The 23,897-nt window shown below is 57.7% G+C and carries 26 protein-coding genes; 3 read left to right on the top strand and 23 right to left on the bottom strand.

Annotated features, from left to right (window positions below):
* Positions 1-34: 34 nt before the first annotated feature.
* The 3 genes from OLX77_RS09625 to OLX77_RS09615 are packed head-to-tail and all read right to left on the bottom strand — an operon-like array spanning position 35 to position 3,920.
* Complete coding sequence (locus OLX77_RS09625; protein WP_307633384.1) at positions 35-349, bottom strand: HNH endonuclease; 315 nt, start codon at positions 347-349, stop codon at positions 35-37.
* On the bottom strand, positions 346-1,683 hold the full coding sequence (locus tag OLX77_RS09620; RefSeq protein WP_307633383.1) for a bifunctional folylpolyglutamate synthase/dihydrofolate synthase: 1,338 nt from the start codon (positions 1,681-1,683) through the stop codon (positions 346-348). The genes OLX77_RS09625 and OLX77_RS09620 overlap by 4 nt, the downstream gene beginning before the upstream one ends.
* Positions 1,680-3,920, bottom strand: coding sequence for an ATP-dependent helicase (locus OLX77_RS09615; RefSeq protein ID WP_307633382.1), 2,241 nt, complete (start codon positions 3,918-3,920; stop codon positions 1,680-1,682). Before OLX77_RS09615 ends, OLX77_RS09620 begins: the two co-directional genes overlap by 4 nt.
* A 136-nt stretch (positions 3,921-4,056) precedes the next feature.
* On the opposite strand from OLX77_RS09615, the gene OLX77_RS09610 reads away from it, so the two are divergent.
* The 3 genes from OLX77_RS09610 (at position 4,057) to OLX77_RS09600 (ending at position 5,964) form a co-directional block, all read left to right on the top strand.
* Complete coding sequence (locus OLX77_RS09610) at positions 4,057-4,443, top strand: pancreas/duodenum homeobox protein 1 (protein WP_307633381.1); 387 nt, start codon at positions 4,057-4,059, stop codon at positions 4,441-4,443.
* 46 nt (positions 4,444-4,489) lie between these two features.
* Positions 4,490-5,056, top strand: a complete 567-nt coding sequence (locus tag OLX77_RS09605; RefSeq protein WP_307633380.1) for a DUF8453 domain-containing protein — start codon at positions 4,490-4,492, stop codon at positions 5,054-5,056.
* A 254-nt stretch (positions 5,057-5,310) separates the two neighbouring features.
* The gene (locus tag OLX77_RS09600) at positions 5,311-5,964 is read left to right on the top strand and encodes a DUF6962 family protein (protein ID WP_307633379.1); all 654 of its coding nucleotides are present in this window, start codon (positions 5,311-5,313) and stop codon (positions 5,962-5,964) included.
* A gap of 19 nt (positions 5,965-5,983) precedes the next feature.
* Here OLX77_RS09600 and OLX77_RS09595 read toward each other — a convergent pair whose 3' ends face one another.
* The 20 genes from OLX77_RS09595 to plsX form a co-directional block, all read right to left on the bottom strand.
* On the bottom strand, positions 5,984-6,739 hold the full coding sequence (locus OLX77_RS09595; RefSeq protein ID WP_307633378.1) for a histidinol-phosphatase: 756 nt from the start codon (positions 6,737-6,739) through the stop codon (positions 5,984-5,986).
* A gap of 31 nt (positions 6,740-6,770) precedes the next feature.
* Positions 6,771-6,959 (bottom strand): hypothetical protein, encoded by a 189-nt coding sequence (locus OLX77_RS09590; RefSeq protein ID WP_307633377.1) that lies wholly within the window; start codon positions 6,957-6,959, stop codon positions 6,771-6,773.
* Positions 6,960-7,054: 95 nt separating this feature from the next.
* Complete coding sequence (locus OLX77_RS09585) at positions 7,055-9,190, bottom strand: FtsK/SpoIIIE family DNA translocase (RefSeq protein WP_307633376.1); 2,136 nt, start codon at positions 9,188-9,190, stop codon at positions 7,055-7,057.
* Between the two features lie 54 nt (positions 9,191-9,244).
* Complete coding sequence (nusB, locus tag OLX77_RS09580; RefSeq protein ID WP_307633375.1) at positions 9,245-9,658, bottom strand: transcription antitermination factor NusB; 414 nt, start codon at positions 9,656-9,658, stop codon at positions 9,245-9,247.
* Between the two features lie 6 nt (positions 9,659-9,664).
* A complete protein-coding gene (gene ribH / locus OLX77_RS09575) occupies positions 9,665-10,132 on the bottom strand; it encodes a 6,7-dimethyl-8-ribityllumazine synthase (protein WP_307633374.1) in 468 nt (155 codons plus the stop codon).
* A 37-nt stretch (positions 10,133-10,169) separates the two neighbouring features.
* A complete protein-coding gene (locus OLX77_RS09570; RefSeq protein WP_307633373.1) occupies positions 10,170-11,393 on the bottom strand; it encodes a bifunctional 3,4-dihydroxy-2-butanone-4-phosphate synthase/GTP cyclohydrolase II in 1,224 nt (407 codons plus the stop codon).
* A 45-nt stretch (positions 11,394-11,438) separates the two neighbouring features.
* Positions 11,439-12,098, bottom strand: a complete 660-nt coding sequence (locus OLX77_RS09565) for a riboflavin synthase (RefSeq protein ID WP_307633372.1) — start codon at positions 12,096-12,098, stop codon at positions 11,439-11,441.
* Positions 12,099-12,139: 41 nt separating this feature from the next.
* Positions 12,140-13,240 (bottom strand): bifunctional diaminohydroxyphosphoribosylaminopyrimidine deaminase/5-amino-6-(5-phosphoribosylamino)uracil reductase RibD, encoded by a 1,101-nt coding sequence (gene ribD, locus OLX77_RS09560; protein WP_307633371.1) that lies wholly within the window; start codon positions 13,238-13,240, stop codon positions 12,140-12,142.
* Positions 13,237-13,707 (bottom strand): transcriptional regulator NrdR, encoded by a 471-nt coding sequence (gene nrdR / locus OLX77_RS09555; protein ID WP_307633370.1) that lies wholly within the window; start codon positions 13,705-13,707, stop codon positions 13,237-13,239. The genes ribD and nrdR overlap by 4 nt, the downstream gene beginning before the upstream one ends.
* 52 nt (positions 13,708-13,759) lie before the next feature.
* Positions 13,760-14,209, bottom strand: coding sequence for a deoxycytidylate deaminase (locus tag OLX77_RS09550; protein WP_307633369.1), 450 nt, complete (start codon positions 14,207-14,209; stop codon positions 13,760-13,762).
* 6 nt (positions 14,210-14,215) lie between these two features.
* Positions 14,216-15,472, bottom strand: a complete 1,257-nt coding sequence (gene glyA, locus OLX77_RS09545) for a serine hydroxymethyltransferase (RefSeq protein WP_307633368.1) — start codon at positions 15,470-15,472, stop codon at positions 14,216-14,218.
* 146 nt (positions 15,473-15,618) lie between these two features.
* Positions 15,619-16,041: a ribose 5-phosphate isomerase B gene (rpiB, locus tag OLX77_RS09540; protein WP_307633367.1), complete on the bottom strand. Its 423-nt coding sequence runs from the start codon at positions 16,039-16,041 to the stop codon at positions 15,619-15,621.
* Positions 16,038-17,300: a beta-ketoacyl-ACP synthase II gene (fabF, locus tag OLX77_RS09535; RefSeq protein ID WP_371877473.1), complete on the bottom strand. Its 1,263-nt coding sequence runs from the start codon at positions 17,298-17,300 to the stop codon at positions 16,038-16,040. Before fabF ends, rpiB begins: the two co-directional genes overlap by 4 nt.
* Positions 17,301-17,400: 100 nt before the next feature.
* Positions 17,401-17,634, bottom strand: a complete 234-nt coding sequence (acpP, locus tag OLX77_RS09530) for an acyl carrier protein (protein ID WP_307633365.1) — start codon at positions 17,632-17,634, stop codon at positions 17,401-17,403.
* Positions 17,635-17,815: 181 nt separating this feature from the next.
* Positions 17,816-18,559 (bottom strand): 3-oxoacyl-[acyl-carrier-protein] reductase, encoded by a 744-nt coding sequence (gene fabG, locus OLX77_RS09525; RefSeq protein ID WP_307633364.1) that lies wholly within the window; start codon positions 18,557-18,559, stop codon positions 17,816-17,818.
* Entirely contained in the window at positions 18,556-19,749 is a 1,194-nt protein-coding gene (locus OLX77_RS09520) for an electron transfer flavoprotein subunit alpha (protein WP_307633363.1), read from the bottom strand. Before OLX77_RS09520 ends, fabG begins: the two co-directional genes overlap by 4 nt.
* A 125-nt stretch (positions 19,750-19,874) precedes the next feature.
* Positions 19,875-20,654 (bottom strand): electron transfer flavoprotein subunit beta/FixA family protein, encoded by a 780-nt coding sequence (locus tag OLX77_RS09515; protein WP_307633362.1) that lies wholly within the window; start codon positions 20,652-20,654, stop codon positions 19,875-19,877.
* Positions 20,651-21,808, bottom strand: coding sequence for an acyl-CoA dehydrogenase family protein (locus OLX77_RS09510; RefSeq protein WP_307633361.1), 1,158 nt, complete (start codon positions 21,806-21,808; stop codon positions 20,651-20,653). Before OLX77_RS09510 ends, OLX77_RS09515 begins: the two co-directional genes overlap by 4 nt.
* 58 nt (positions 21,809-21,866) lie before the next feature.
* Positions 21,867-22,844, bottom strand: coding sequence for a beta-ketoacyl-ACP synthase III (locus tag OLX77_RS09505; RefSeq protein ID WP_307633360.1), 978 nt, complete (start codon positions 22,842-22,844; stop codon positions 21,867-21,869).
* A complete protein-coding gene (plsX, locus tag OLX77_RS09500) occupies positions 22,841-23,893 on the bottom strand; it encodes a phosphate acyltransferase PlsX (protein WP_371877507.1) in 1,053 nt (350 codons plus the stop codon). The genes OLX77_RS09505 and plsX overlap by 4 nt, the downstream gene beginning before the upstream one ends.
* Between the last annotated feature and the right edge of the window lie 4 nt (positions 23,894-23,897).

The raw sequence follows: 23,897 nt of genomic DNA, 5'->3' as shown, positions 1-23,897 counted from the left end.
AAAGCCCTGCCTTTAACTCTTCACTCTTAACTTTTCATTTTTCACTTTTCTCCAACCGCTCCATGTACAGATCCCACTCAATGGGCAGCATGGTTTTCTTCAGATTGTTGCACTCCTTGCAACAGGCCGCAAGATTCCCCTTGGAGCTTGTCCCTCCCCTGGCCAGGGGAACGATGTGGTCCATGGTGAGCTCCTTGGCCGGGGTCTTTTTGCCGCAATAGTAGCAGATACCCAGCGAGAGCTTGGTCTGCCACCATCTGCTTTTTCGAATCTCCCTCGCCTTGGCACGTTCGCGGCGGATATCCTCCTCAGCCACCCCCTCGCCGTAGCAATTTTCCTCCCCACTCATGGCGCCACCTCGCCCAAAAGGATCTTGCGCGCTGCCCCCACCAAATAGAGAGAGCCGGCCACGCAGATCAGATCACCGCTGTCCGCCAGATCAGCGGCCATGGCCAAGGATTCAGCGACCGTTGCCGCGCCCTGCGCCTTGGCGCGATCCTCTTCGGGCAGGATGGCGGTGAGCTGCGCCACCGTTGCCGAGCGCTCGCTTTCAGGACGGGTGAAGATGATGCGGTCCGCCAGCGGGGCAATGGCCGTAAGGGTGGCGGCAACATCCTTGTCCGCCATGCAACCCCAGACGAGAATGAGCCGGACGTAACTGAATTCGCTGACCAGGGCATCGAGAAGGCTTTCGACCCCGGCGGGATTATGGGCCCCATCCAGCAGATAACGACGCAGCGTGGGCGTCTGATCGGTTGCGGACTCTGCCGGACACTCCACCTGTTTGCCATCGGCAAGGCAGAAATACTCCAACCGCCCGGGCCAGGCCACGGAGAGCAGCCCTTGCCGGATCGCCTCGCCGTCCACCGGCAAAACCCCGGAGACCAATTCCAGCGCAGCCAGAGCCAGAGCCGCGTTGCCGATCTGGTAGCCCCCTTTCAGGCGGCACTGGAGCCCGGTCAGGGAATGGCTGGAGTCGATGCCTCGATATTCCCAACCTCCCTCTTCACCGCGAAGGGTAGCAAACTCCCTGCCCAGCAGAAACAAGGGGGCCTTGCGCTCCCGGCACACCTCCTCCACCACCGCCAGACTTTCATCCGCGGATACGCCGGCAACCACAGGCACGCCCGGCTTGATGACCCCGGCCTTTTCGTAGGCCACCGCAGCCAGGGTATTGCCGAGGTATTGCTCATGATCCATGCTGACATTGGTGATCACCGAGACCAACGGGGTGACCACATTGGTGGCGTCAAGCCTGCCCCCCATGCCCACTTCCAGAATGGCCACATCCACCTGCTCTTCGGCAAACCAGAGCAGGGCCAGGGCGGTGGCGAACTCAAAATAGGTAATCTGCCGCTCCCCCAGCACCTCGCGGATCACACCGGCCTGGCGGGCGAACTCCTCTTCGGAGATAAAGCGGTCATCGAGGCGAAACCGCTCCCGCACACAGCTCAGGTGCGGCGAGGTGTACAGCCCCACCCTGTAGCCCGCCCGGGTCAGAATCTCCCGCAGGGTGGTGGAGACGGAGCCCTTGCCGTTGGTGCCCGCCACATGCAGAAAACGCAGAGCACGGTGCGGATTGCCCACCGACTCAAGAAACTGGCTCATGCTCTCAAGGCCGAGCTTGATCTTAAAAAACTGCAGGTTATCGAGGAAGGTCCACGCCTCTTGATATTGCATCATTCCACCAACTCCAGCTTGGCATAATCAAGATGGAGGGTCTTGCGCCCGTGCCGGGCAAAGAGCACCTCCAGCGACTTGGGGCTGACGACCTTTTCCACCACCCCCTCCCCGAAAAACGGATGCCGCACCCGGTTGCCGAGCTTGATTTTCTGGGCCGGGGCAACCCCCGCCGAACTGGACAGCCCGGGCGGATAGGAAGACCGCAGCGGCGGGATGCTGTAATCGGGCCGCTCCTCCTGCTCCGCACCATAGGCCACAGACTGATGCTGCCAAGCAGTAGCAACAGGCGCCTGGGTCAGGGCATGGGGCAATTCCTGCAAAAAAGGAGAAGGGCCGCCCGCCGCCGAGGAGGAATCGTAGGACATGACCTCCTGGGGATAGACCAGATAGAGCTGTTTGCGGGCCCGGGTCGCGGCCACATAGAGCAAGCGCCGCTCCTCTTCCTTATGCGCGGGCAACACGGCCTGAGCCGAGGGAAAGCGCCCCTCGGCCAGGTTGATGATAAAGACCGTGTCCCATTCCAGCCCCTTGGCCGAATGAATGGTGGAGAGCACCAGTCGCTTGCCGCCATCCTCCTCCACCGCCCCGGCCTGGGGTGGATCAAGGGAGGCGTCGTCGAGAAAGGATTGCAATTCGACATAGCCGCCCATCACCCTTCCCAACTCGTCCAGGTCCCGCCGACGGCGGGGATAATCGTCGTGGTACAGCCGCTCAAAGATCGGCTCATAGTAGTCCATGATCCGCTCGAACATCTGGCCCATGCTCATGCCCTGCTGCCGGATCGATTCGAGCATCTCCAGCAGATCCGCCAAACCCTCCTTCCAGGTTTTGCCGGCCGGATACTCTTTAAGGGCCGCCAGGGGGTCTTCCGCGCTTTTGACCCGACTCAGGATGTTCTGGGCCGTCTTGGGCCCCACCTTGTCGAGTTGCAGCAGGAGCCGGTTCCAGGAGAGATGGTCATGGGGATTGGCCACCACCCGCAGATAGGAGATGACGTCCTTGTTATGGGCCAGCTCGTTGAGCTTGAGGCCGCCGCGTTTTTCAAACTCGACCTGTCGATGGGTGAGCTCCAGCTCCAGCTTGTAGGAATGAAAACCGGAGCGGAAGAGTACTGCCATCTCATCAAGAGGCTCGCCCGCATTGCGCAGGGCCACGATCTTTTCCGCCACATAACGGGCCTGGGTGGCCTCATCCCTGGCCCCGTAGACCACGGGCTTTTCCCCGCCCGTGATATTGGTGAACAGGGTCTTGGTATATTTTTCCTGCGCCTTCTCGATGATGGCGTTGGTCAGGTCGAGGATCTTCTGGGTGGAGCGGTAGTTTTCCTCCAGTCGGATGAGGCGGGTGTCCGGAAAGAGCGAGGGGAACTCCATGATGTTGCGGAAATCCGCGCCCCGGAAGCTGTAGATGGATTGGGAATCATCGCCCACCACCATCACGTTGTTGTGCTTGGCCGCCATCAGCCGGACGATACCCGCCTGGATGGGGTTGGTGTCCTGGTACTCATCCACCATGATGTGGCTGAAGCGGTTGGCCAGCTCGGCATGCACCTCGGGAAACTCCTCCAGAACCCGACGCCAGTTCACCAGCAGGTCGTCGTAATCCATGAGGCTGTGCTCAAGCTTGAACCGCTTGTAATGGAGGGCAATGGTCTGCAGATCGTCGGCAAAATCATGAAAATGGCCGTACTCGGCCTCGACCAGCTCCTCGATCCCCATCCCCTTGTTCACCGACTTGCTCAAGATGGAGATCACCACCCGCTTGGAGGGAAAACGCTTGTTCTCGCCGCCCAGATTCAGGGAGGATTTGAGGAGATTGACGATGCCCTCGGCATCGGACTGGTCGATGATGGTAAAATTCGACTCATAGCCGAGATGTCGGCAGTAGCGGCGCAGCAGCAGATTGGCCGTGGCATGAAAGGTGCCGCCCATCACCCGCCGACAGGAATCGTCCAGCAGCATACTGGCCCGATGGAGCATCTCCTGGGCCGCCTTGCGGGTAAAGGTAAGGAGCAGGATCTGCTCCGGGGGCACGCCCTGCTCGACCAGATGGGCCAGGCGATAGACCAGGGTCCGGGTTTTGCCGCTGCCCGCCCCGGCAATGACCAGCACCGGACCACTCACAGTGGTCACCGCCTCGTATTGCGCCTCGTTTAGAGCCTTGCGGCTGATCTGGCTGGCAGAAGGTGCAGGCTGGGGCTTTGGCTTTGGTTCCATGGGAAATAGGGTGGGTTGCATGGCGGCAACTCTAACACAAGAACAGGCGGGCAATCGACAAAAAAGTTTTAATTTTCCTGCCGTACTGGTAGATTAAGGAGTTACAAAAATCAGAGACCAGCAAGACAACTTTTTCCATAAATCCAAGGAAATAGAAATGAACACCGTACAGGATATTTTTACCGAACAAACCCTGCAGACCCTCTTTCCGGCAGACCGCGCCAACGCCTTTTTCGACGCCCTGTTCGGCGATGCCGAAGAAGGGGCCTACGACATCCGCTTAGTCTATAAGGGACATGCGGCAAACATCCTCACCTTCGGCCTCGAACTCCACGAACGCCCCGGCAGATGCCTGGCCTGCAACCTCACCTACGGGTTGCCCGAGGTATTCAGCCGCCACCCCATCATCAACCTCAAGGGATTGACAGCGGAGATCGACGCCCTCCTAGGCGACAAAGCCACCTGCACCGACTGGAAACTCGGCACCACCCAGACCGTTTCCAAGAAGCTGCATGTTATTCCGCTGATGATCAGCTTGGCATAAAAGGTAGCCCCGTAAAATTACATCTTAGGCTTCACTTGGAGACGATGTGGTAATCGAATATTTGACGGCAATCTTGGTGTTCATCACCGCGATATACGCATATCTGACGCACCGCATGACTAAAGCAAGTGAATCATCGGTTGAAGCAATCCGAAATCAGTCAGAGGCGATGTTCCGTCCTTACGTCACGGTTTCATCCTTTATTCGACCTCACACACCATTCCTTTACCTTCGCATTGCCAACACTGGAAGGACAGGCGCAGAAAATCTCTGCCTCGGATTGGACCGAGACTTCTTTCAATTTGGCGAGACTGATCGCCCAGAAAAGAACCTTCGCAATAAGAGCGCCTTCACGACACCAATGGATAGCTTTCCGCCCGACACAGAACTGACCTTTGCTTTGGGACAGGCCTGGGTGCTGTTTGGCAAAGAAGGAAAAATGGATGCTTGCCCCGTCCAGTTCACTGTCACAGCAACTTACGAATACCTAGGAAAAAAGATCGAAGAGCGACACTGCATAGATCTTCGGGGGTACTTGGGCAGCGAAGGTAATCACGATCCAATTGTTGAAGAGTTGGAACGTATCAGAAAAATCATGGAGAAGAAAAATTAACATATAAATACTACTGCATTTCCCATATGTTCCCATTGGCACGCAGCCGAGTACCGGAGAGGCCGCCGAAAAGGGAGGTTGCACTGTTTGAGGCGTAGCCGAGTTTGCAACATCCCGGCGGCATCGAGGAACGCAGGGCATCCCGCCTTCGGCGGGACAAGAGACACAGGGTGCCCTTTCTTTGGTTCGTTTCTTTGGGCAAGCAAAGAAATGAACAATCAATCCCATTCATTCGCCAACCAAACGAGCCATCAGTGCCCCTCACCACCTCCCCAACCGAACTAACCACCAGCGCCACCGATGCCCTCCTCGCCATCGAGTGCACCATAATCATCGCCCTCCTCTTCCGCTCAACACCCACAAACCGCTGGCGAATCAACCTCTGGTGCTCAGCCTTTGCCCTCCTCGCAACCGCCTCCTCCCTCGGCGCCCTGATCCACGCCCTAGAGATGCCAAAGTCCATGCGCATAGCACTATGGGCCCCTCTCTACCTGAGCCTGGGAATTCTCGTGGTTCTCTTCCTCGTGGGGGGTGTTGCGGATTGGCGGGGTAAACTGGCAGCGAAGCGCCTTGTTCCATGGTCCATCGGAGTAAGCGCAGCCTTTCTCGGCCTGACCGCGCTGCTGGGCGGAAAGTTCATCGTCTTCATCGTCTACGCGGCGACGATTCTGCTAAGCACCCTGGCCATCTACACCTTTCTCGCCGCCAGCCAGCGCCTAAAAGGCGCCGCCATTGTTGCCCTGGCAATCCTCCTCAACCTGGCCGCAGCCGCAGTGCAGGCAAGCAATCTCTCGCTCCAGCTTCTCATCCCCTTTGATCACAACGGTCTCTTCCACCTCATCCAAATGCTGAGCACCGCAACCCTCGGGCTGGGATTGCATCTCGGCATGGAACCCGCACAGCGATAGCTATGGGGCAATGCCGAGCCTACCCCAACCGCTCAAAAAACCGCCCCACCTCCCCGGGCCGATGCGCATCGGACCCAGCCACCAGCGGAACCCCCAAGGCAATCGCCTCTTCAAGAATCGGTTGCGCCGGATACTGCTCCCCCCGATGGGAAAACCCGGAGGTATTGACCTCCAGAGCCATGCCCTTTTCCCGCATTGCCTGAAAAATCTCCCTGATCTGCCGCTGATGTGCAGCATTAAATTGCACCTCGGGATGATGGCGAAGCACCGCATCGAGATGACAGAGCACCGTAGCGGGCAGAAGAGAAACCGCTTCCAGCAGGGTGGAGAAATAGTCGGAGATCACCCGCTCCACCCCGTGCTTGCCCAGGGGCTCCAGATTGAACTTGCGGCGGCTCACCACATTGTAGTGATGCCCCTTAATCTCGTAATAATGGAAGGAGAGACCGACCCGGTCCCAGGGGTACTGTTTGAGAAAATCAAGAATCGCAGGAACCTGCTTGGGGTTGTAGCCTACCTCCACCCCGATCCCGATAAAAATCCTATCCCCATAAACCTGCCGCAGCCGCTGACCTTCGCGCTGGTAGACAACAAAATCTTCTTCGCTCAGCCAGGTGTCTTCAGGGTAATGGATGCCGCATTCCAGATGCTCGAGAAAGATCAGCTCCTCAAGCCCCTTGGAGATGGCGGCTCGGACATACTCCTCCATCTCGCCGCTGGCATGATGGCAGAGCCGGGTGTGAACATGGCCGTCGCTCTTGGTGTTGATCAGCATTGGTTTTGTGGCTAAGGGAATTACCCTGGGATTAGGCGTTGCCGCGGGGGAAAAAATGCAGCACCCCGTCGATCTCCGAGGTGTCGCAAACCCGACCCGGTCCGAGCTCGACAAACTGCTCAATGCCTTCCATGTTGATGGAAAACTGCTGGCCGTCCGGCATGTGGTACACAACCGTGCGGACCTTGGTTATATCAATGGGCGATCCAGCCACTCTCATATGCATTCCTCACCAAAATCCTATAAAAAAACAGAACATCGCTGTCCTGTATTTTAGTCATTGATTAAATTATTACAAGCTGCCTGCAAAAAAAATCAATATGACTTTCTCGCCAAGACCTCGCGTGGCTTGGAGCCGTCCGCAGGCCCGACCACCCCTTCCTTTTCCATGAGCTCGATCATCCGGGCCGCCCGGTTATACCCCACCCGCAGCCGCCGCTGGACCATGGAGATGGAGGCCTGGCCCGATTCGCAGACCAAGGCCACGGCTTCGTCATACTTCTCGTCCAACTCCCCACCCTCGTCGCCCTCTCCTGCTTCGGCTTCCTCGGCGAGCTTCAGCACGCTTTCATCGTAACGCACAGCGCCCTGCTCCTTGAGGAAGGTCACGATCCGCTCGGTTTCCTTATCCGAGATATAGGCGCCGTGGATCCGCTGCAGCTTGCTGGTGCCGGGGGGCATGAAGAGCATGTCGCCGGCTCCCAGCAGGTGCTCGGCCCCGCTGCCGTCCAGGATGGTGCGGGAATCGATCTTGGAGGAGACCTTGAAGGACATCCTGGTCGGGAAGTTGGCCTTGATCAAGCCGGTGAGCACATCCACCGAGGGGCGCTGGGTGGCGAGGATGAGGTGCATCCCCGCGGCCCTGGCCATCTGGGCCAGCCTGGCCACGGAATCCTCGACCTCGCGGGAGGAAACCATCATCAGGTCGGCCAGCTCATCGATGATGATAACGATCAGGGGCAACTTTTCCGCGGCCTCGGCGTTGTAGCTGGCCAGGCTCTTGACCTTGGCCTCTTCCATCAGCTGGTAGCGCCGCTCCATCTCCCGCACCGCCCAGAGCAGGGCCCGACTCGCCAGTTTGGGGTCCACCACCACCGGGTGCAGGAGGTGGGGGATATCCTCGTAACAGGAGAGCTCGATCCGTTTGGGATCCACCAGCAGCAGACGAACCTCCTCGGGCGTGGCCCGAAAGAGAATCGAACAGATGATGGTATTGACCGCCACGCTCTTGCCCGAGCCGGTGGCCCCGGCGATGAGCAGATGGGGCATCCGTGCCAGATCGGCGATCACCGGATTGCCCACAACATCCATGCCCAAGCCGATGGTGAGCCGGGAGGCGGCCTTCTGGAATTTTTCATGGGCGAAGATGTCGCGGACATAGACGATATTGCGGGTCGGGTTGGGAATCTCGATCCCCAACGCGGCCTTGCCGGGAATGGAGCCGACGATGCGGACACTCTCGGCCTTGAGCCCCAGGGCCAGATCGTCGGCCAGGGCAATGATCTTGTTGATCTTGACCCCAGGCGCCGGAGAAAATTCATAGGTGGTGATGACCGGACCGGGGGAGATGCCGACAACCTTTCCCACCACCCCGAAATCATTAAGCTTTTCTTCCAGTTCGGCACTGACCGCATAGTAGTACTCGCGGTCCACCACCACCTCGGTGTTTCCCGGCTTATCCAGCAGGGACAAGGGCGGAAGCCGGTATTCTCCGCTGGCCGCGGGCAGGAGGCGGAAGGAGTCGTCCTCTGCCCCGACCTCAAGCTTAACCGGGGCATGCACCTTGGGCACAATGGAATCATCTGCGGACGGGCTTGCGGCTGCGGCAGAGGCGGCGACCTCCCCTTTCTTGCCCTGTCCGGCTGAGTTGTTCGCTTCAGCCGCTTGCCTGGAGGTCCAGCGGCTGAGGACAAAAGCACGCAAGCGGTTCCCAAGGGAATAGGGGGAGAAGCTGCTGATCAGCATCAGGGAGATCAGCAGCACCACGAGAAACAAGAGGAAGGAACCGGGACCGCCGAAGAGCAGCTGACCGTACTGGGCCAGAAGAGTGCCTAAGAATCCGGCCACCGGATAGGTGTGCGCAAAAACGGTAAAAGAGGCCAGCGAAGTGAACCCGCTGAGCCCCGCACTGGCCAGGAGAATCCCGGTGCAGCCGAACACGGTCAGGGGCAGGGTCTCGAGAGTGAAATCAGGGGAAAAAATGCGGATGGAGAAAAAGAGCAAGAGAAAAGGGAGCCAGAACGCGGTGATTCCAAGAAGATCCATGAGCAGCCCGGCCACAAACTGGCCCACCGCCCCGCCCCAGTTGGAGGCAAGGATCTGACCCGAGGGGTCCGGCGTGGTGTGGCTGAGCAAGCAGAGGAGCAGAAAAAGGGCGGCAAACACCCCGAATACGGAAAGTATCTCTCGCCCAAGCGTTGGTTTTTCCTGCTGGTTGTTCCCTTTTGCCATTATGCTCGCAGATCAGTTCCTGTAATGGGAGCGCCAGCGTGCCTGAGGCACAGGCTATTTTTCCTTGCCGATATTTTTCAGGATGGCGTCAAGGATACCGTTGATAAAACCGGGAGAATCCTCGCCGCAGTAGCGCTTGGCCAGCTCAATGGCCTCGTCGATGGCGACGCGCGGCGGCACCTCCTCCTTGTACATCAGCTCGTAGGCGGCCAGCCGGATGATGTTACGATCCAGCACCGACATGCGGCTGACCCGCCAGTTTACCGCGCTTTCCGCGATCTTGGCGTTGATCACCTCCCAGTTGTCGGTGATGCCCTCTACCAGCTCCTGACCGTAGGGGATGGCTTTTTTATTGATCTCGAAATTCTCACAGAGCAGCGGAAAATTCTCCACTGCCGAGGTTTCGGTCATCTCCCCCTGAAACAGGGCGTTGAGGGCAAGTTCCCTTGCCTTGCGTCGATTGCCCATGAATAATCAGGCGAGCTGCGGCAAAAGATTGACCATCTCGATGGCGGTGGCTGCGCACTCGGAGCCCTTGTTCCCGGCCTTGGAGCCGGCCCGTTCAATGGCCTGCTCGATGGAGTCGGTGGTAAGCACCCCAAAAATAATGGGCACCCCGGACTCCATGCTGGCCTGGGCAATCCCCTTGGTCGCCTCGTTGGCCACGAAATCGAAATGGGGGGTGGAACCGCGAATCACCGCACCGAGACAGATCACTGCGTCATAGCGGCCGGATTTGACCATCTTCTGGGCGACCAGCGGAATCTCGAAAGCCCCGGGAACCCTGGCCACCTCGATCTCCTTGTCCTTCACCCCGGAACGCATCAGGGTGTCCAGGGCGCCTTCCAGCAGACGCTCGGCAATAAACGAATTGAAACGGGCAATAACAATCCCGAATTTCTTCCCTTCGACTTGCAGTTTTCCTTCAAAAAATTTGGGCATCGTTTTTCCTCCAAAAGGTGGACTAAAGACTTAACTGTTATTTTGTATCCTTGGAGCCGGTAAAAAGATCCAGCATATGACCAAGCTTATCCTTCTTGGCCTTCAGATAATCGATATTTTCCGGTTCCGGCACCATCTCGATGGACTGCCTCCCCGTGACCTTGAGGCCATACCCTTCGAGACCGACGATCTTCTTGGGGTTGTTGGTGATCAGCCGCATCTTGCGGACCCCGAGATCCCGGAGGATCTGGGCGCCGATTCCGTAGTCGCGCAGGTCGGCCTTGAAGCCCAGATGCACATTGGCCTCAACCGTGTCCATGCCCCCTTCCTGCAGGGCATACGCCTTGATCTTGTTGATCAACCCGATTCCCCTTCCCTCTTGCTGCATGTAGAGAACAATGCCTGCCCCCTCGTTTTCGACCATGCGCATGGCGCTGTGCAATTGCCCGCCGCAGTCGCAGCGCTTGGAGCCGAAGACGTCGCCGGTCAGACAGGAGGAATGCACCCGGACCATGATCTCTTTGTTGGGATCGATCTCCCCCTTAACCAGGGCAACATGTTCAAGCTCATCCACATCATTGGTGTAGACAATGGTCCGGAAATCGCCGTAGCGGGTGGGGATCTTGGCCTCGGCGGCCCGATGGACCAGCTTGTCCTCCCGGGTCCGGTAGGCAACGAGATCGGCAATGGTGGCGATCTTGAGATCGTGTTCCTTGGCAAAGATCTCCAGATCGGGCATCCGGGCCATGGTCCCATCTTCCTTCATGATCTCACAGATCACTCCGGAAGGATGCAGCCCGGCCAAGCGGGAGAGATCAACCGAACCCTCGGTCTGGCCGGTACGGACCAGAACCCCGCCCCGCCGAGCGCGCAGGGGAAAGATATGCCCCGGGCTGACGATATCGCTGGGCTTGGCATCGGGAGCGGCCGCAACCAGAATGGTCCTGGCCCGGTCCGCCGCCGAGATACCGGTGGTAACCCCGGTGGTGGCCTCGATGCTCACCGTGAAAGCCGTTTCAAAGGGAGACTTGTTGTTCTGCACCATCATCGGGATCTGCAGCTGCTCGAGATGATCCGGGGTCAGGGTCAGACAGATAAGCCCCCTGCCATGGGTGGCCATGAAATTGATCGCCTCGGGGGTGACCTTTTCCGCGGCCATGTACAGATCGCCTTCGTTCTCGCGATCCTCGTCGTCAACCAGGATGATCATCTTCCCGGCCCGGATCTCGTCAATCACCTCTTCAATGGAACTCACCGCCATATTCTTCACCTCAAAGCCTTCGCCGCCTGCTGGCTGCCCGTGTATTTATCGCAAAAAACCGTGTTCAGCCAAAAAAGCGGAATTAATTCTTGATGCCACCCCCCCGCCGTCAGCGTCCTTGGCGGAGAGCAATTTTTCCACATACTTACCGATCAAATCCACTTCAATATTGACCACGCTCCCCGGCCGCAATGCACCCAGGGTCGTAACCCCGAGGGTATGGGGGATGATGGAAACGGAAAAAGCCGACTCATCGATGGTGTTGACGGTCAAACTGATGCCGTCAATGGCGATGGAGCCTTTTTCAATGATATACTTGCCAAAACCCGCCGGAACCTGGAAGCTGAAGAGGACAAACTCCCCAACCGGCTTGCGGGTAAGCATGGGGGTCGTGGCATCCACATGGCCGCTGACCATATGCCCGCCCAGCCGGTCGGTGAGGCGCAGAGCCCGTTCCAGGTTGACCACACCTCCCACGGACAACTGGCCGAGATTGGTGCGGTTCAGGCTTTCCGGCGAAACATCGACGAGAAAGCGGCGGCCACTTATCTCTTTGGCCGTCAAACAGACGCCGTTGACCGCAATGGATTCGCCTTCCTCGGGATCGGGCAGAGCAAAATCCGCCCCGATGGCAAAGAGCATCCCGCCACCGACCGGTCTTTTTTCCAGTATTCTGCCCTGCCCCAGTATGATCCCGGTAAACATATTTTTTCCTAAGCGGTCAGCTATCAGCTGCCAGCTATCAGCTATTTTTCCATCAGCCCTTCGATCAGCACATCGTTGCCAAACCGCCGCACCCTGGTAGTGCTGAAGCGGGGAGCGTCCGCAACCTGCTGCAACCCCAAGGTATCCACCAGCGGCACTCCGTCGTTGCCGAGAAAGATCGGGGCAACAAAGATATTCACCTCGTCCACCAGATTGGCCCGCAAAAAAGCGGTATGCACCCGGCTACCACCTTCGACCAGAACGCTGGTGAGCTGCGCGCGGCCAAGCTCGCACAGCACTGCACCAAGATCAAGCTGGCCTGCTTCATCGAGCCTGACCTGCTTGATGACCGCGCCTGCGTTAATCAAGGCCTCGGCCCGTTTCACATCCGCCTCCGGCCCGCAAAAAATCCAGGTGGGGGCAGAGGACTCCTGTTGCAGCATTTTGGCAGAAACCGGCAGCCTAAGCGCACTGTCCAAAATAACCCGCAACGGGTCTCTGCCCCGGCGGCCAGGCAATCTGGTGGTGAGCGCCGGATCGTCGCACAGGGCTGTCTCGCTGCCGATGAGGATGGCGTCCACCCGGTCCCGCACCCGATGCACCTGACGCCGGGATTGCTCGTTGGTGATCCAAGCGCACTGGCCGGAAGCAAGGGCCAAGCGCCCATCCAGACTCATCCCGGCCTTCATGAGCACCCAGGGCAAGCCGGTGGTGACATGCTTCATAAAAGGTCGGTTCAAGCCCCGGCATTCCTCGGCCAACACGCCATGGACAACCTCAACCCCCTGAGCACCAAGAGTCTTGCAGCCTCCCCCCGCCACGAGCGGATTGGGGTCGAGCATCCCGACCACCACCCGCTTGATGCCGCTCGCCAAAATGGCCTGGGTGCAAGGAGGAGTCCGTCCGGTATGGTTGCAAGGCTCCAAGGTCACATAAATGGTGGCGCCCCTGGCTTGTACCCCGGCGCCCCGAAGGGCATGCACCTCGGCATGGGGGGTTCCGGCCTTTTCGTGAAACCCCGTGGCAATGAGCTTGTTATTTTTGACAACCACCGCGCCGACACAAGGGTTGGGCGAGGTGCGGCCGAGCCCTTTTCTCGCCTCCCTGATGGCCAGCTGCATCCAGGCGCGGTCGTCTTTCATTCCGGTATTTCTTCCGGGCCGCCGAGCATGTCCTTCAACTCGGCCATGAACTCGCTCAAGTCCTTGAACTGCCGGTAGACCGAGGCGAAACGGACATAGGCCACGCCGTCGAGCTTGCGCAATCCGTCCATGACCCGCTCCCCGACAAGCTTCACCGGAATCTCGCGTTCGCCCATATCCTGAAGCTCCCGCTCCAGGGAATCGACAAACTCATCGATCTGCTCCATGCTGACCGGCCGTTTTTCACACGCCTTCTGCAGACCTTCCACCACCTTGTGCCGATCCCAGGCCTCGCGCCGCCCATCCTTCTTGATCAACATGGGCATGGTCACTTCAAGCCGCTCGTAGGTAGTAAACCTGCGACTGCAGGCATCACACATCCGGCGACGACGGGTGATGGTAAATTCCTTGTTCAGGCGGGAGTCAACAACCCGATTTTCCAGATGACCGCAATACGGACATTTCATAACTTCGCCTTACCGAGATTAGCGCCGGGGCAAGATTTGCGCCATGTACAACTTACCCCAACTGAACAACCGGAACTTTGGCTTCCGCCAACAGCAACGAGGAAAGGCTGTCGGCATAGCCCTCTTTATAATAGATTTTTTCAATTCGTGCATTGATCAGCATCTTGCTGCAGATGGCGCAGGGCATATTGGTGCAGTACAGGGTAGCGCCCTCGACGCTGAAACCGTGCAGGGCCGCCTGGATAATGGCGTTCTGCTCGGCGTGCAACCCCCGGCACAGCTCATGCCGCTCCCCGGAGGGAATGCCCTGCTGCTCGCGGAGACAGCCGATATCCAGACAATGGCTCACCTTGGCCGGGGCGCCGTTATAGCCCGTGGCAATGATGCGTTTGTCCCGCACCAGAATGGCGCCCACCTTGCGGCGGAGACAAGTGGCACGCTGGGCCACCATCTCGGTGATGGACATGAAATATTCGTCCCAGGAAGGGCGGGTCTCTGTCATAATCGCTTACCCGTTGTCCCGTTCCATGTCCGGATAGAGGGGAAAGGTATCGCACAGGGCGCGGACCTCGGCTTTGATGCCGCTGAGGACCTCCATGTTCTGACGATTCTCTATGGCCCGGTTGATCCAATCTGCAACCTTGGCCATCTCCGGCTCCTTAAGACCGCGGGTGGTCACAGCCGGCGTACCGATGCGCACCCCGCTGGTAACAAAACGGCTCTGCTGGTCAAAGGGAATGGCGTTTTTGTTGACGGTAAGCCCTGCCTCTTCCAAGGCCACTTCCGCATCCTTACCGGTTGCCCCCTTGTTGGTCAGATCGACCAGGAGCAGGTGGTTATCGGTGCCGCCGGAAACAAGACGGAAGCCGTGCCGGACCAACCCATCCCCCAAAGCTTGGGCGTTCTTGACCACTTGGGCCTGATCCTGCTTGAATTTCTCTCCCATGGCCTCCTTAAAGGCGACTGCCTTGGCGGCGATGACATGCACCAACGGGCCACCCTGGATACCGGGAAAGATCTTGCTGTCGAGTTTCTTGCCGAATTCTGCCTTGGCAAGGATCAGGCCGCCCCGCGGCCCCCGCAGGGTCTTGTGGGTGGTGGTCGTGACAAAATCGGCATAGGGCACCGGCGAGGGATGCACCCCGGCCGCCACCAGCCCGGCGATATGGGCCATGTCCACCATGAACAGGGCGCCGATTTTGTCGGCAATGGCACGGAAGCCGGCAAAATCAATAATCCTGGGATAGGCGCTCGCCCCGGCCACGATCATCTTCGGCCGATGCTCAAGGGCAACGCGCTCCACCTCAGCCATGTCGATGCGCTCGGTTTCCCGGCTCACCCCGTAGGAAACAAATTTATAGAGCTGCCCGGAAAAATTCACCCCGGCTCCGTGGGTGAGATGGCCGCCGTGGGCCAGATCCATACCCAGCACCGTATCTCCCGGCTGCAGCGAAGCAAAATAGACCGCCATATTGGCCTGGCTGCCGGAATGGGGCTGCACATTGGCGTATTCGGCACCGAAGATCTTCAGGGCCCGTTCGATGGCCAGGGATTCGATCTGGTCGGCATATTCGCAGCCGCCATAGTACCGCTTCCCAGGATACCCCTCGGCGTACTTGTTGGTGAAAATGGAGCCCTGGGCCTCGAGAACCGCCTCGCTGACAATGTTCTCCGAAGCAATCAGTTCCAGCTGATTACTCTGTCGTGCCAGCTCATGGCGGATGGAACGGTACACATCTGGATCACTCTCTTTCAAGTACGACACTGCAGTATCCTTCCTGGTTAGTTATGGGTTGAAAATCGCGCCCGCAATATTGAGACAAAATAATCACGGCCGAAAAATTACTCCAGGTAATTCCGGCCGCGCAATGTAACAGCGTGCATGGGCCCGCAACAGGGCGAGCCATTTTCCTAGAACATGTCAATCCGACGCTGATGCCTGCCCCCGGCAAATTCCGTGCTGACCCACTCCCGAACTATTTCCACGGCCAGACCGGGGCCAACGACCCTGGCCCCCATGCAGAGCACATTCGCGTCGTTGTGCTCCCTGCTCATCCGGGCGGTAAACAGCTCATTACAGAGAGCCGCGCGAATCCCCTCGAAACGGTTGGCCACCATGGACATCCCGACCCCGGTGCCGCAAATCAGAATCCCACGCTCACAACTGCCGTTCTGCACCTGCGCGCAGACAGCCTTGGCAAAATCCGGGTAATCAACAGACTCGGTGGCAAAGCAGCCCTTGTCATCAACCACATGCCCCAGCTCCTGAAGAAGCGGGACGATTTCTCCCTTCAGGCTGATCCCCCCATGATCGCAACCGATGGCAATCTTCACGGTTTCGCCTCGTACTGCTTCATGATCAGAACCGCATTGGTTCCGCCGAAGCCGAAGGAATTGGACATGGCGGCCCGGATCTTCATGCTGCGGGCCTGATTGGGAACATAATCCAAGTCGCACTCAGGGCTGGGATTTTCCAGATTCATGGTCGGCGGGGCGATCTGATGCTTGATGGCCAGAGCGGTGAAAACCGCTTCGATGCCCCCTGCCCCCCCCAGCATATGGCCGGTCATGGACTTGGTCGAACTGATGGCCAGCTTGTACGCATGGTCGCCGAAGGCCGTCTTAATGGCCCGGGTTTCCACCACATCGTTCAGCGGGGTCGAGGTGCCATGGGCGTTGATGTAGTCAAGGTCTTCCGGCTGCATCCCCGCATCCTTGAGAGCCATCTCCATGCAGCGGGAGGCTCCGTTGCCATCCTCAGGCGGGGCAGCCATATGGTAACCATCGCTGCTCAGGCCGTACCCGGCCACCTCGGCATAGATCTTGGCCCCGCGCGCCAGGGCATGCTCCAATTCTTCGAGAATGAGCACACCGGCCCCTTCGGAGATAATAAAGCCGTCCCGGTCCCGGTCGAAGGGGCGGGAGGCTTTTTCCGGCTGGTCATTGCGGGTGGAAAGCGCTTTCATTGCGTGAAAACCGCCAACCGCCAAGGGACAGATCACCGATTCGCTGCCGCCGGTAATGGCCACATCGCATTCATCATTGACGATGGAGCGAAAGGCTTCGCCCACCGCGTGGGTTCCCGCGGCACAGGCGGTGGTGAGACACAGGTTCGGTCCCCTGGTGCCGTAGATAATGGAGATCTGCCCGGCACCCATATTGGGGATTACCATTGGTATAAAAAAGGGGGTGATCCGTTTCGTTCCCTTTTCCATGGCCACCTGATGGTACTTTTCTATGGTGGGCAAGCCGCCGAGTCCGCAGCCCATGATACTGCCGATCCGGGGCGCATTTTCCTCGGTAATCTGCAGGTCGGCATTGCGCAAGGCTTCTCCGGCTGCGGCGACAGCATACTGGACAAAGAGGTCCAGATGCTTGGCGACCTTTTTGTCGATATGGTCTTCAACCTGAAAATCCTTGACCTCGGCGGCGATATTCACCCCGACCTCACTGGCGTCGAACCGGGTAATCGGGCCGATGCCGCTCTTGCCTGCGCACAGAGCGCTCCAGGTTTTCTCCACGCCTGTTCCCAGGGGAGTAACCAAGCCAACTCCTGTAACCACGACTCTTCTGCCCACGTTGATCCTCACCATCTGTTTGCAGAGAAAGAACAGCCTTGGCAGGCAACGAACCCACCAAGGTCAGTCCTCAATTGTTACCGCGAAACACCTCGTTCCGAAAAAACTGTTCGGATCAGCCGGTAACCTTGCTGATATGGTCGATGGCGTTCTGCACGGTGGTGATTTTTTCCGCAACATCATCGGCAATCTCAATATCAAACGCCTCTTCCATGGCCATGATCAACTCAACCAGGTCAAGGGAGTCAGCGCCCAGATCATCAATAAAAGAGGCACCCGGCACAACCTTGTCTTTATCAACACTCAGCTGCTCGGCAATGATATCAATGAGTTTTTCCTGTACAGACATGTTTTTTCTCCTTCCTTGTTTACGGTAACATCTTACCAAGATTTGTTGAAATCGCGGATAAACGAAAACTTCGAAAAGCCACGATCACAACAGTGGTCACCTTGTAACCATTCAATTTATGTTACGGACCAGTGTCATCGTTCCCTTTTTACGAAAACAGCAAAATTTCTTTTACAATATATTACATAAACATGCCGCCATTGACATGGATAAACTGTCCAGTCACATAGCGCGCATCGTCAGACGCCAGATAGGCAACAGCTCCGGCAATATCCTCCGGCTCGCCCAACACCCCCATGGGGATCTCCCCCTTGATCGTATTGGTGACCTCTTCGGAAAGATCCCGGGTCATATCGGTAACAATATAGCCCGGTGCCACCCCGTTCACCGTGATTCCGCGGGAGGCGAGTTCCTTGGCTACGGATTTGGTAAAACCGACAATCCCTGCCTTGGCGGCGGCGTAGTTGGCCTGCCCGGCGTTGCCGGCAAAACCGATCACCGAGGTGATATTGATGATCCGGCCCCAGCGCTGCTTCATCATCCCCCGGCTCACCGCCTTGGTGCAGAGGAAAACGCCCTTGAGATTGGTGTTGAGCACCTCGTCCCACTGCTCATCCTTCATCTTCATGAGCAGTCCGTCCCGGGTGATCCCGGCATTGTTCACCAGGATATCCACCCGGCCATGGGTATCGATAATCGTCTTGAAAGCCGCTTCAATCTCAGCCGGGACCGCTACATTAAACTGGCTCGCTTCGGCCTTGCCGCCGGCAGTCCGGATACTCTGCACCGTCTCTTCCGCCGCCGCCGGGTTGCTCACAAAGTTGACGATGACCGTGGCGCCGAGAGACGCCAGGCGCTGACAGATGGCCCGACCAATGCCTCTGCTGCCCCCGGTTACTACAGCAACTTTCCCATTCAGACTCATGAGTTCTTCCTTTCCTTGAATTTCTCAATAAGCTTGGGCACAATCTCGAACACATCTCCGACAATGCCGTAGGTTGCCACGTCAAAGATCGGGGCATCGGCATCACGATTGATCGCGATAATGGTGTCGGCGGACTGCATCCCGACCAGATGCTGGATGGCGCCGGAGATCCCGCAGGCAATATAGATTTTGGGAGCCACGGTCTTACCGGTTTGCCCAACCTGATGGGGATAAGGAATCCAGCCGCTGTCCACCGCAGCCCTGGAGGCGGCTACCGCCCCGCCCAGCACATCAGCCAACTCGCGGATCATGGCAAAGCCCTTCTCATTTTCCAACCCCCGGCCGCCAGCCACGACGATATCGGCCTCGGAAAGGTTCACCCGGTCCAGATCTTCAACCACCGATTCAAGCACCTTGATGCGGGGTTTCAGGGTGGCCGGGTCCAGATTCACTGCAATGATTTCACCCTTGCGGGCTGCATCCCTGATAAGGGGCTTCATCACCAACGGTCGAACCGTGGAAATCTGCGGGCGGGTATGCGGGCAGACAATGGTGGCCATGATGTTGCCGCCAAAGGCCGGACGGGTCTGGAGCAGTGCCCCATCCTCATCGCGGATTGCCAGATCCGTGCAATCGGCGGTAAGGCCGGTGGCCAGGGTGGTGGCCACCCGGGGGATAAAGGATCGACCAATGGCCGTGGCGCCTGCGAGAATAATCTCGGGCTTATGTTTTTTGGCCAGGGCACTCAAGGCGTTGCCATAGGCGTCATCGGTAAAAGAGGCCAGGGCCGGATCATCAACGACAAACACCTTGTCGGCGCCGTAGGCGATGAGCTCTTCGGCCATGCCGTCGATTTGTGAACCCAAGAGAACAGCGGAAAGGGAAACCCCTCTTTTTTCGGCCAGCTTACGCCCGGCCCCGAGCAGTTCCGTGGCAACGGGGGCGAGCCTGCCATGACGGCATTCCGCATAGACCCAGACGCCGGACCAATCGGCCAAGTTACCCTGAATTGCCTTTTCCTCTCGCTCGATGGAAAGCGCGCCGACCTCGCAGACATCCACGCAACTGCCGCACAGGGTACAGGTCTCACCGACGACGGCGACCCCGCCTTCAACCTTGATGGCCCCGAAGGTACAGGTACTTTCACAGACACCGCAACCAATACAGGCTTCTATATCAATCTGTAGCATAGAGAATTCCGTTCGTCTAAGGCCGTCATTTACGAAGCCGTAACATTAAAAAGCCATAATCCCGGCATAAAGGGCCGTAACGAAACAGTTAAAATCTAAACATTATTTCGTAACGGCTCCTAAGTCTACAGAAGGGGCGACAATTTCTCATACAGCTGAGCAACCTGCTCACTTGCCGTACCGGCCAGCATGGCCCGCGCCCCTTTCAGTTCAGGAGAAAAGACTTTAACCACCTGGGTAGTAGAACCTTTAAGCCCCAACTGCTCCGGGTCTGCCTCGATATCCGCCGCGCTCATCTTGGTGATATCGATCTTTTTCGCCTTCATCTTTCCCTTGAGGGAAGGAATCCTGGGTTCATTGATCTCTTTGACCACGGTAAACAACGCGGGCAGCGGGACCTCCACCAGATCGTAACCGTCATCCATCAAACGCTCTGCCCGGATGGTATTCGCGGTACAGTCATTGATCTTGCGCACATAGGCGACAAAGGGGATATCAAGACGCTCTGCCAATCCGGGACCCACCTGGGCGGTATCCCCATCAATGGCCTGTTTGCCGCAGAGGATGAGATCAAAATCATCGATCTTTTTGATGGCTTGGGACAGGGTATAGGTGGTCGCCCAGGTATCCGCCCCGGCAAAGGCGCGATCCGAAACAAGCACCGCCTCATCCGCCCCGCAGGACACCGCTTCACGCAGCATCTCTTCCGCCTGGGGAGGACCCATGCTGATCACGGTTACCGTGCCGCCGTGGAGTTCCTTCAGACGAACCGCCTCCTCAAGGGCATGCCGGTCAAAGGGGTTCATAATGGCTTGCACCCCTTCCCTGGAGAGGGTGTTGGTCTTGGGGTCCAAGCGGACATCCTTGGCATCCGGGACCTGCTTTACGCAAACGATGATCTTCATGCGGACCTCATATACTCCTTGTTGAGTTCCTGACCAATAACATTCCGCTGAATCTGATTGGTGCCTTCGTAGATCTGGAGGATCTTGGCGTCACGCATCATCTTCTCCACCGGGTAATCACGCATATAGCCATAGCCGGCAAGGACCTGGACGGCATCGATGGTGACCTTCATCGCCATGTCGGTGGCAAACACCTTGCACATGGAGGAGGCTTTGGACATGTCATTTTTATGGGCGTCGATATGCTTGGCCGCGGAGTACACCAGAGCCCGACCCGCCTCGACTTGGATGGCCATATCGGCGAGAATATGCTGCACCGCCTGAAAGGAAATAATGGGCTTGCCGAACTGCACCCGCTGCTTGGCATAGGTCACCGCCTCGTCCAGAGCACCCTGCCCCAGGCCAACGCCGAGGATGGCAATGCCAGGACGGGACTGATCCAGGGTCTTCATCACGGTGATAAAGCCCATGCCGATCCGACCGATCACCCGGTCCTTGGGAATGCGACAGTCCTTAAAGATCAGCTCCCGGGTGGAAGAGCAACGGATACCCAGCTTCTTTTCCTTGACTCCGTAAGAAAACCCAGGGTCGGTATCCTCGACCACAAACATGGTGGCGCCGCGGGGCCCCTTGCTTTTGTCGGTGATGGCGATAACCGTATAGATCTGGGCCTCGCCGGCATTGGTGATCCACTGCTTGGTGCCGTTTAGGACCCATTCGTCGCCGTCGAGCACTGCGGTGGTCTGGATGCCGGAGGCATCGCTGCCCGCATTGGCTTCGGTAAGGGCAAAGGCTGCCAATTTCTCACCGCTGGCGATGAGAGGCATGTATTTCTGCTTCAACTCTTCGCTGCCGGAAATAAGAATCGGGTATGCGCCCAAGGCGCTGGCGGCAAAAGCGGTGGCCACCCCGGTACAACCGCGGGCAAACTGCTCAAGGGCGAGGACAATATCAAAACACCCCCCACCAAGGCCACCATATTCTTCAGGGATATAGAGGCCATACAAATCGGCCTTGGCGATGGCGGTCAGGATATCCCGGGGATATTCTTCGGTTTCATCCAATTCCGACCTTTGCGGAATAATCATTTCATCGGTAATCTGCCGAGCAACATCAACGATCATCTGCTGCTCTTCGCTCAAGAAATAATCCACTCTGCCCCCTTATCCTCAATTACTTTTTTATGCGCCTGCTAATGGCACACCTAACGGCCTACCACCTCACCAGGGCTGCGCCCCACGTAAAGCCGCCGCCAAAAGTGCAGATGAGAAGCAGATCCCCCTGCTGCAATCGGCCTTCCCGGTTCGCTTCGTCCATGGCAATCGGCACGGTAGCCGCCGATGTATTACCATATTTATGCACATTAATATAGATTTTTTCGAGCGGGACACGGAGGTGATCGGCCAGGCTTTTCAAGATACGGATATTGGCCTGATGCGGAACAACGAGGGAGATGTCCTCGATGGCAAGATCTTCTTTTTCAAGAACTGCGGTGATGGCGTCCGCCATGGCCCGGACCGCGTAACGAAAGACATCCTTCCCCACCATCTTGATAAAGGGGCCATCGCTTGGCTGGCCGCACAGATCAGGATTCAGGCTGGGGGCGCTGTCCATATGGAGCAACTCCCACAAACGGCCGTCGGCATACAGCTTACTCGCCAAAATGCCCCGCTCCTGATCGCTTCCGGTTACCAGGCACGCCCCGGCACCATCACCGAAAAGCACACAGGTATTGCGGTCCTGCCAGTTGGTCCGGGAGGAAAGATTTTCCGCCCCGATTACCAGGATTTTCATGTCCGGAGTGGCACGAATATATTTGTCGGCGAGATCAAGCCCGTAGAGAAAGCCCGAACAGGCGGCATTGATGTCAAAAGCAAAGGCGTTGACCGCTTCCAGCTCTTTCTGAACCAGACAGGCACAGGAAGGCATGGCCTTTTCACAGGAAATCGTCCCGACGACGATCATGTCAACCTCTGCCGGGGTAACCCCGGCCATGTCCAGGGCGCGTCGGGCCGCCACGCTGGCCAGCTTGGAGGTTTCCTCCCCGGCTCCGGCAATATGCCGGGTTTTGATGCCGGTTCGAGTGGTGATCCACTCATCGGAGGTATCGACCATCTTTTCCAGATCCTCGTTGGTAAGGATCCTTTCCGGCAGGCAGGAGCCTGTCCCGATGATCATCGCACGACTCATGGAATTACCTCGGAAACAGTAGCTTTCGCCATGAGAGTGTCATCCTCTTGCACCAGGGGTTGATGCAGGGAAAGGAGCTCGACAATTCGGTCATTGACCTTATTGCGGACCATTTCCGAGGCAACCCGAATAGCATTCTTTATTGCCACGGCACTGGAACGCCCATGACAGATAATGGCGTTGCCCCGGATGCCGAGCAAGGGCGCCCCGCCATACTCGGCATAATCAACCCGTTTTTTAAAGGAAACAAAGGCGTCCCTGGCGAGCAGATACCCGAGCTTTGCCTTGAAGCTCTTGGCAATCTCCTCACCCAGCATCCCCATGACCGCCTCGGCCAACCCCTCGCTGAGCTTCAGGCAGACATTGCCGACAAATCCGTCACAAACCATGACGTCAACATCTCCCTGAAAGGTATCCCTCCCCTCGACATTGCCAATGTAATTCAAGGAGCTTTGCTGAAACAGTTCGTGGGATTTTTTTACCAGGACATTGCCCTTGCCGCCCTCTTCGCCGATACTGAGCAGACCGACACGGGGACGATCCAAACCGAACAGCACTTGCGAGAAAGCGGCGGCCATGACCCCGAACTGAAAAAGGTGCAGGGAACGGCAATCAACGTTTGCCCCGACATCCATCATCACAACCGGACCTTTCAAGGTGGGAAAAATACCCGCGATTCCCGGGCGAGAAACGTGCTCCAGCCGCCCAAGCAACTTGATGGCCGCAGCCAGGGTAGCGCCAGAATTACCGGCACTGACGACAGCGTCAACCTTGCCCTCTTTGTGGAGAGCAAAAGCCTTCATGATGGAGGAGTCTTTTTTTCTACGGATGGCGTCAAAGGGGGATTCATCCATGCCAACAACCTGGGAGGCGTGCACCAGATGAATCCGGGTGGAAGGTTTGTCAAGGCGAGCCAAAATGGCCCCGAGCTGACCCTGATCTCCAATCAAACTGAGCTCAAGGTCATACTCGCGGGCAGCCATGACTGCCCCGGAAACCAGTTCTTCAGGGCCTCGGTCCCCGCCCATGGCATCCAGGGCAATATGCAACGCC

Source organism: Thiovibrio frasassiensis (assembly GCF_029607905.1).
GTDB lineage: Bacteria > Desulfobacterota > Desulfobulbia > Desulfobulbales > Desulfurivibrionaceae > Thiovibrio > Thiovibrio frasassiensis.
This window is presented reverse-complemented; position numbering and strand designations above follow the sequence as displayed.

Bases quoted from the DNA above. Each gene is read 5' to 3' on its own strand.
- OLX77_RS09570 (WP_307633373.1), bottom strand. From the start codon at position 11,393: ATGGCGGTGAGTTCCATTGAAGAGGTGATTGACGAGATCCGGGCCGGG.
- acpP (WP_307633365.1), bottom strand. From the start codon at position 17,634: ATGTCTGTACAGGAAAAACTCATTGATATCATTGCCGAGCAGCTGAGT.
- OLX77_RS09515 (WP_307633362.1), bottom strand. From the start codon at position 20,654: ATGAAGATCATCGTTTGCGTAAAGCAGGTCCCGGATGCCAAGGATGTC.
- fabF (WP_371877473.1), bottom strand. From the start codon at position 17,300: ATGGTGAGGATCAACGTGGGCAGAAGAGTCGTGGTTACAGGAGTTGGC.
- nusB (WP_307633375.1), bottom strand. From the start codon at position 9,658: ATGGGCAATCGACGCAAGGCAAGGGAACTTGCCCTCAACGCCCTGTTT.
- OLX77_RS09585 (WP_307633376.1), bottom strand. From the start codon at position 9,190: ATGGCAAAAGGGAACAACCAGCAGGAAAAACCAACGCTTGGGCGAGAG.
- ribD (WP_307633371.1), bottom strand. From the start codon at position 13,240: ATGAAAGACGACCGCGCCTGGATGCAGCTGGCCATCAGGGAGGCGAGA.
- OLX77_RS09550 (WP_307633369.1), bottom strand. From the start codon at position 14,209: ATGACAGAGACCCGCCCTTCCTGGGACGAATATTTCATGTCCATCACC.
- OLX77_RS09520 (WP_307633363.1), bottom strand. From the start codon at position 19,749: ATGCTACAGATTGATATAGAAGCCTGTATTGGTTGCGGTGTCTGTGAA.
- OLX77_RS09610 (WP_307633381.1), top strand. From the start codon at position 4,057: ATGAACACCGTACAGGATATTTTTACCGAACAAACCCTGCAGACCCTC.
- ribH (WP_307633374.1), bottom strand. From the start codon at position 10,132: ATGCCCAAATTTTTTGAAGGAAAACTGCAAGTCGAAGGGAAGAAATTC.
- OLX77_RS09625 (WP_307633384.1), bottom strand. From the start codon at position 349: ATGAGTGGGGAGGAAAATTGCTACGGCGAGGGGGTGGCTGAGGAGGAT.
- OLX77_RS09505 (WP_307633360.1), bottom strand. From the start codon at position 22,844: ATGAGTCGTGCGATGATCATCGGGACAGGCTCCTGCCTGCCGGAAAGG.
- nrdR (WP_307633370.1), bottom strand. From the start codon at position 13,707: ATGAAATGTCCGTATTGCGGTCATCTGGAAAATCGGGTTGTTGACTCC.
- OLX77_RS09590 (WP_307633377.1), bottom strand. From the start codon at position 6,959: ATGAGAGTGGCTGGATCGCCCATTGATATAACCAAGGTCCGCACGGTT.
- OLX77_RS09595 (WP_307633378.1), bottom strand. From the start codon at position 6,739: ATGCTGATCAACACCAAGAGCGACGGCCATGTTCACACCCGGCTCTGC.
- OLX77_RS09620 (WP_307633383.1), bottom strand. From the start codon at position 1,683: ATGATGCAATATCAAGAGGCGTGGACCTTCCTCGATAACCTGCAGTTT.
- OLX77_RS09615 (WP_307633382.1), bottom strand. From the start codon at position 3,920: ATGCAACCCACCCTATTTCCCATGGAACCAAAGCCAAAGCCCCAGCCT.
- OLX77_RS09565 (WP_307633372.1), bottom strand. From the start codon at position 12,098: ATGTTTACCGGGATCATACTGGGGCAGGGCAGAATACTGGAAAAAAGA.
- fabG (WP_307633364.1), bottom strand. From the start codon at position 18,559: ATGAGTCTGAATGGGAAAGTTGCTGTAGTAACCGGGGGCAGCAGAGGC.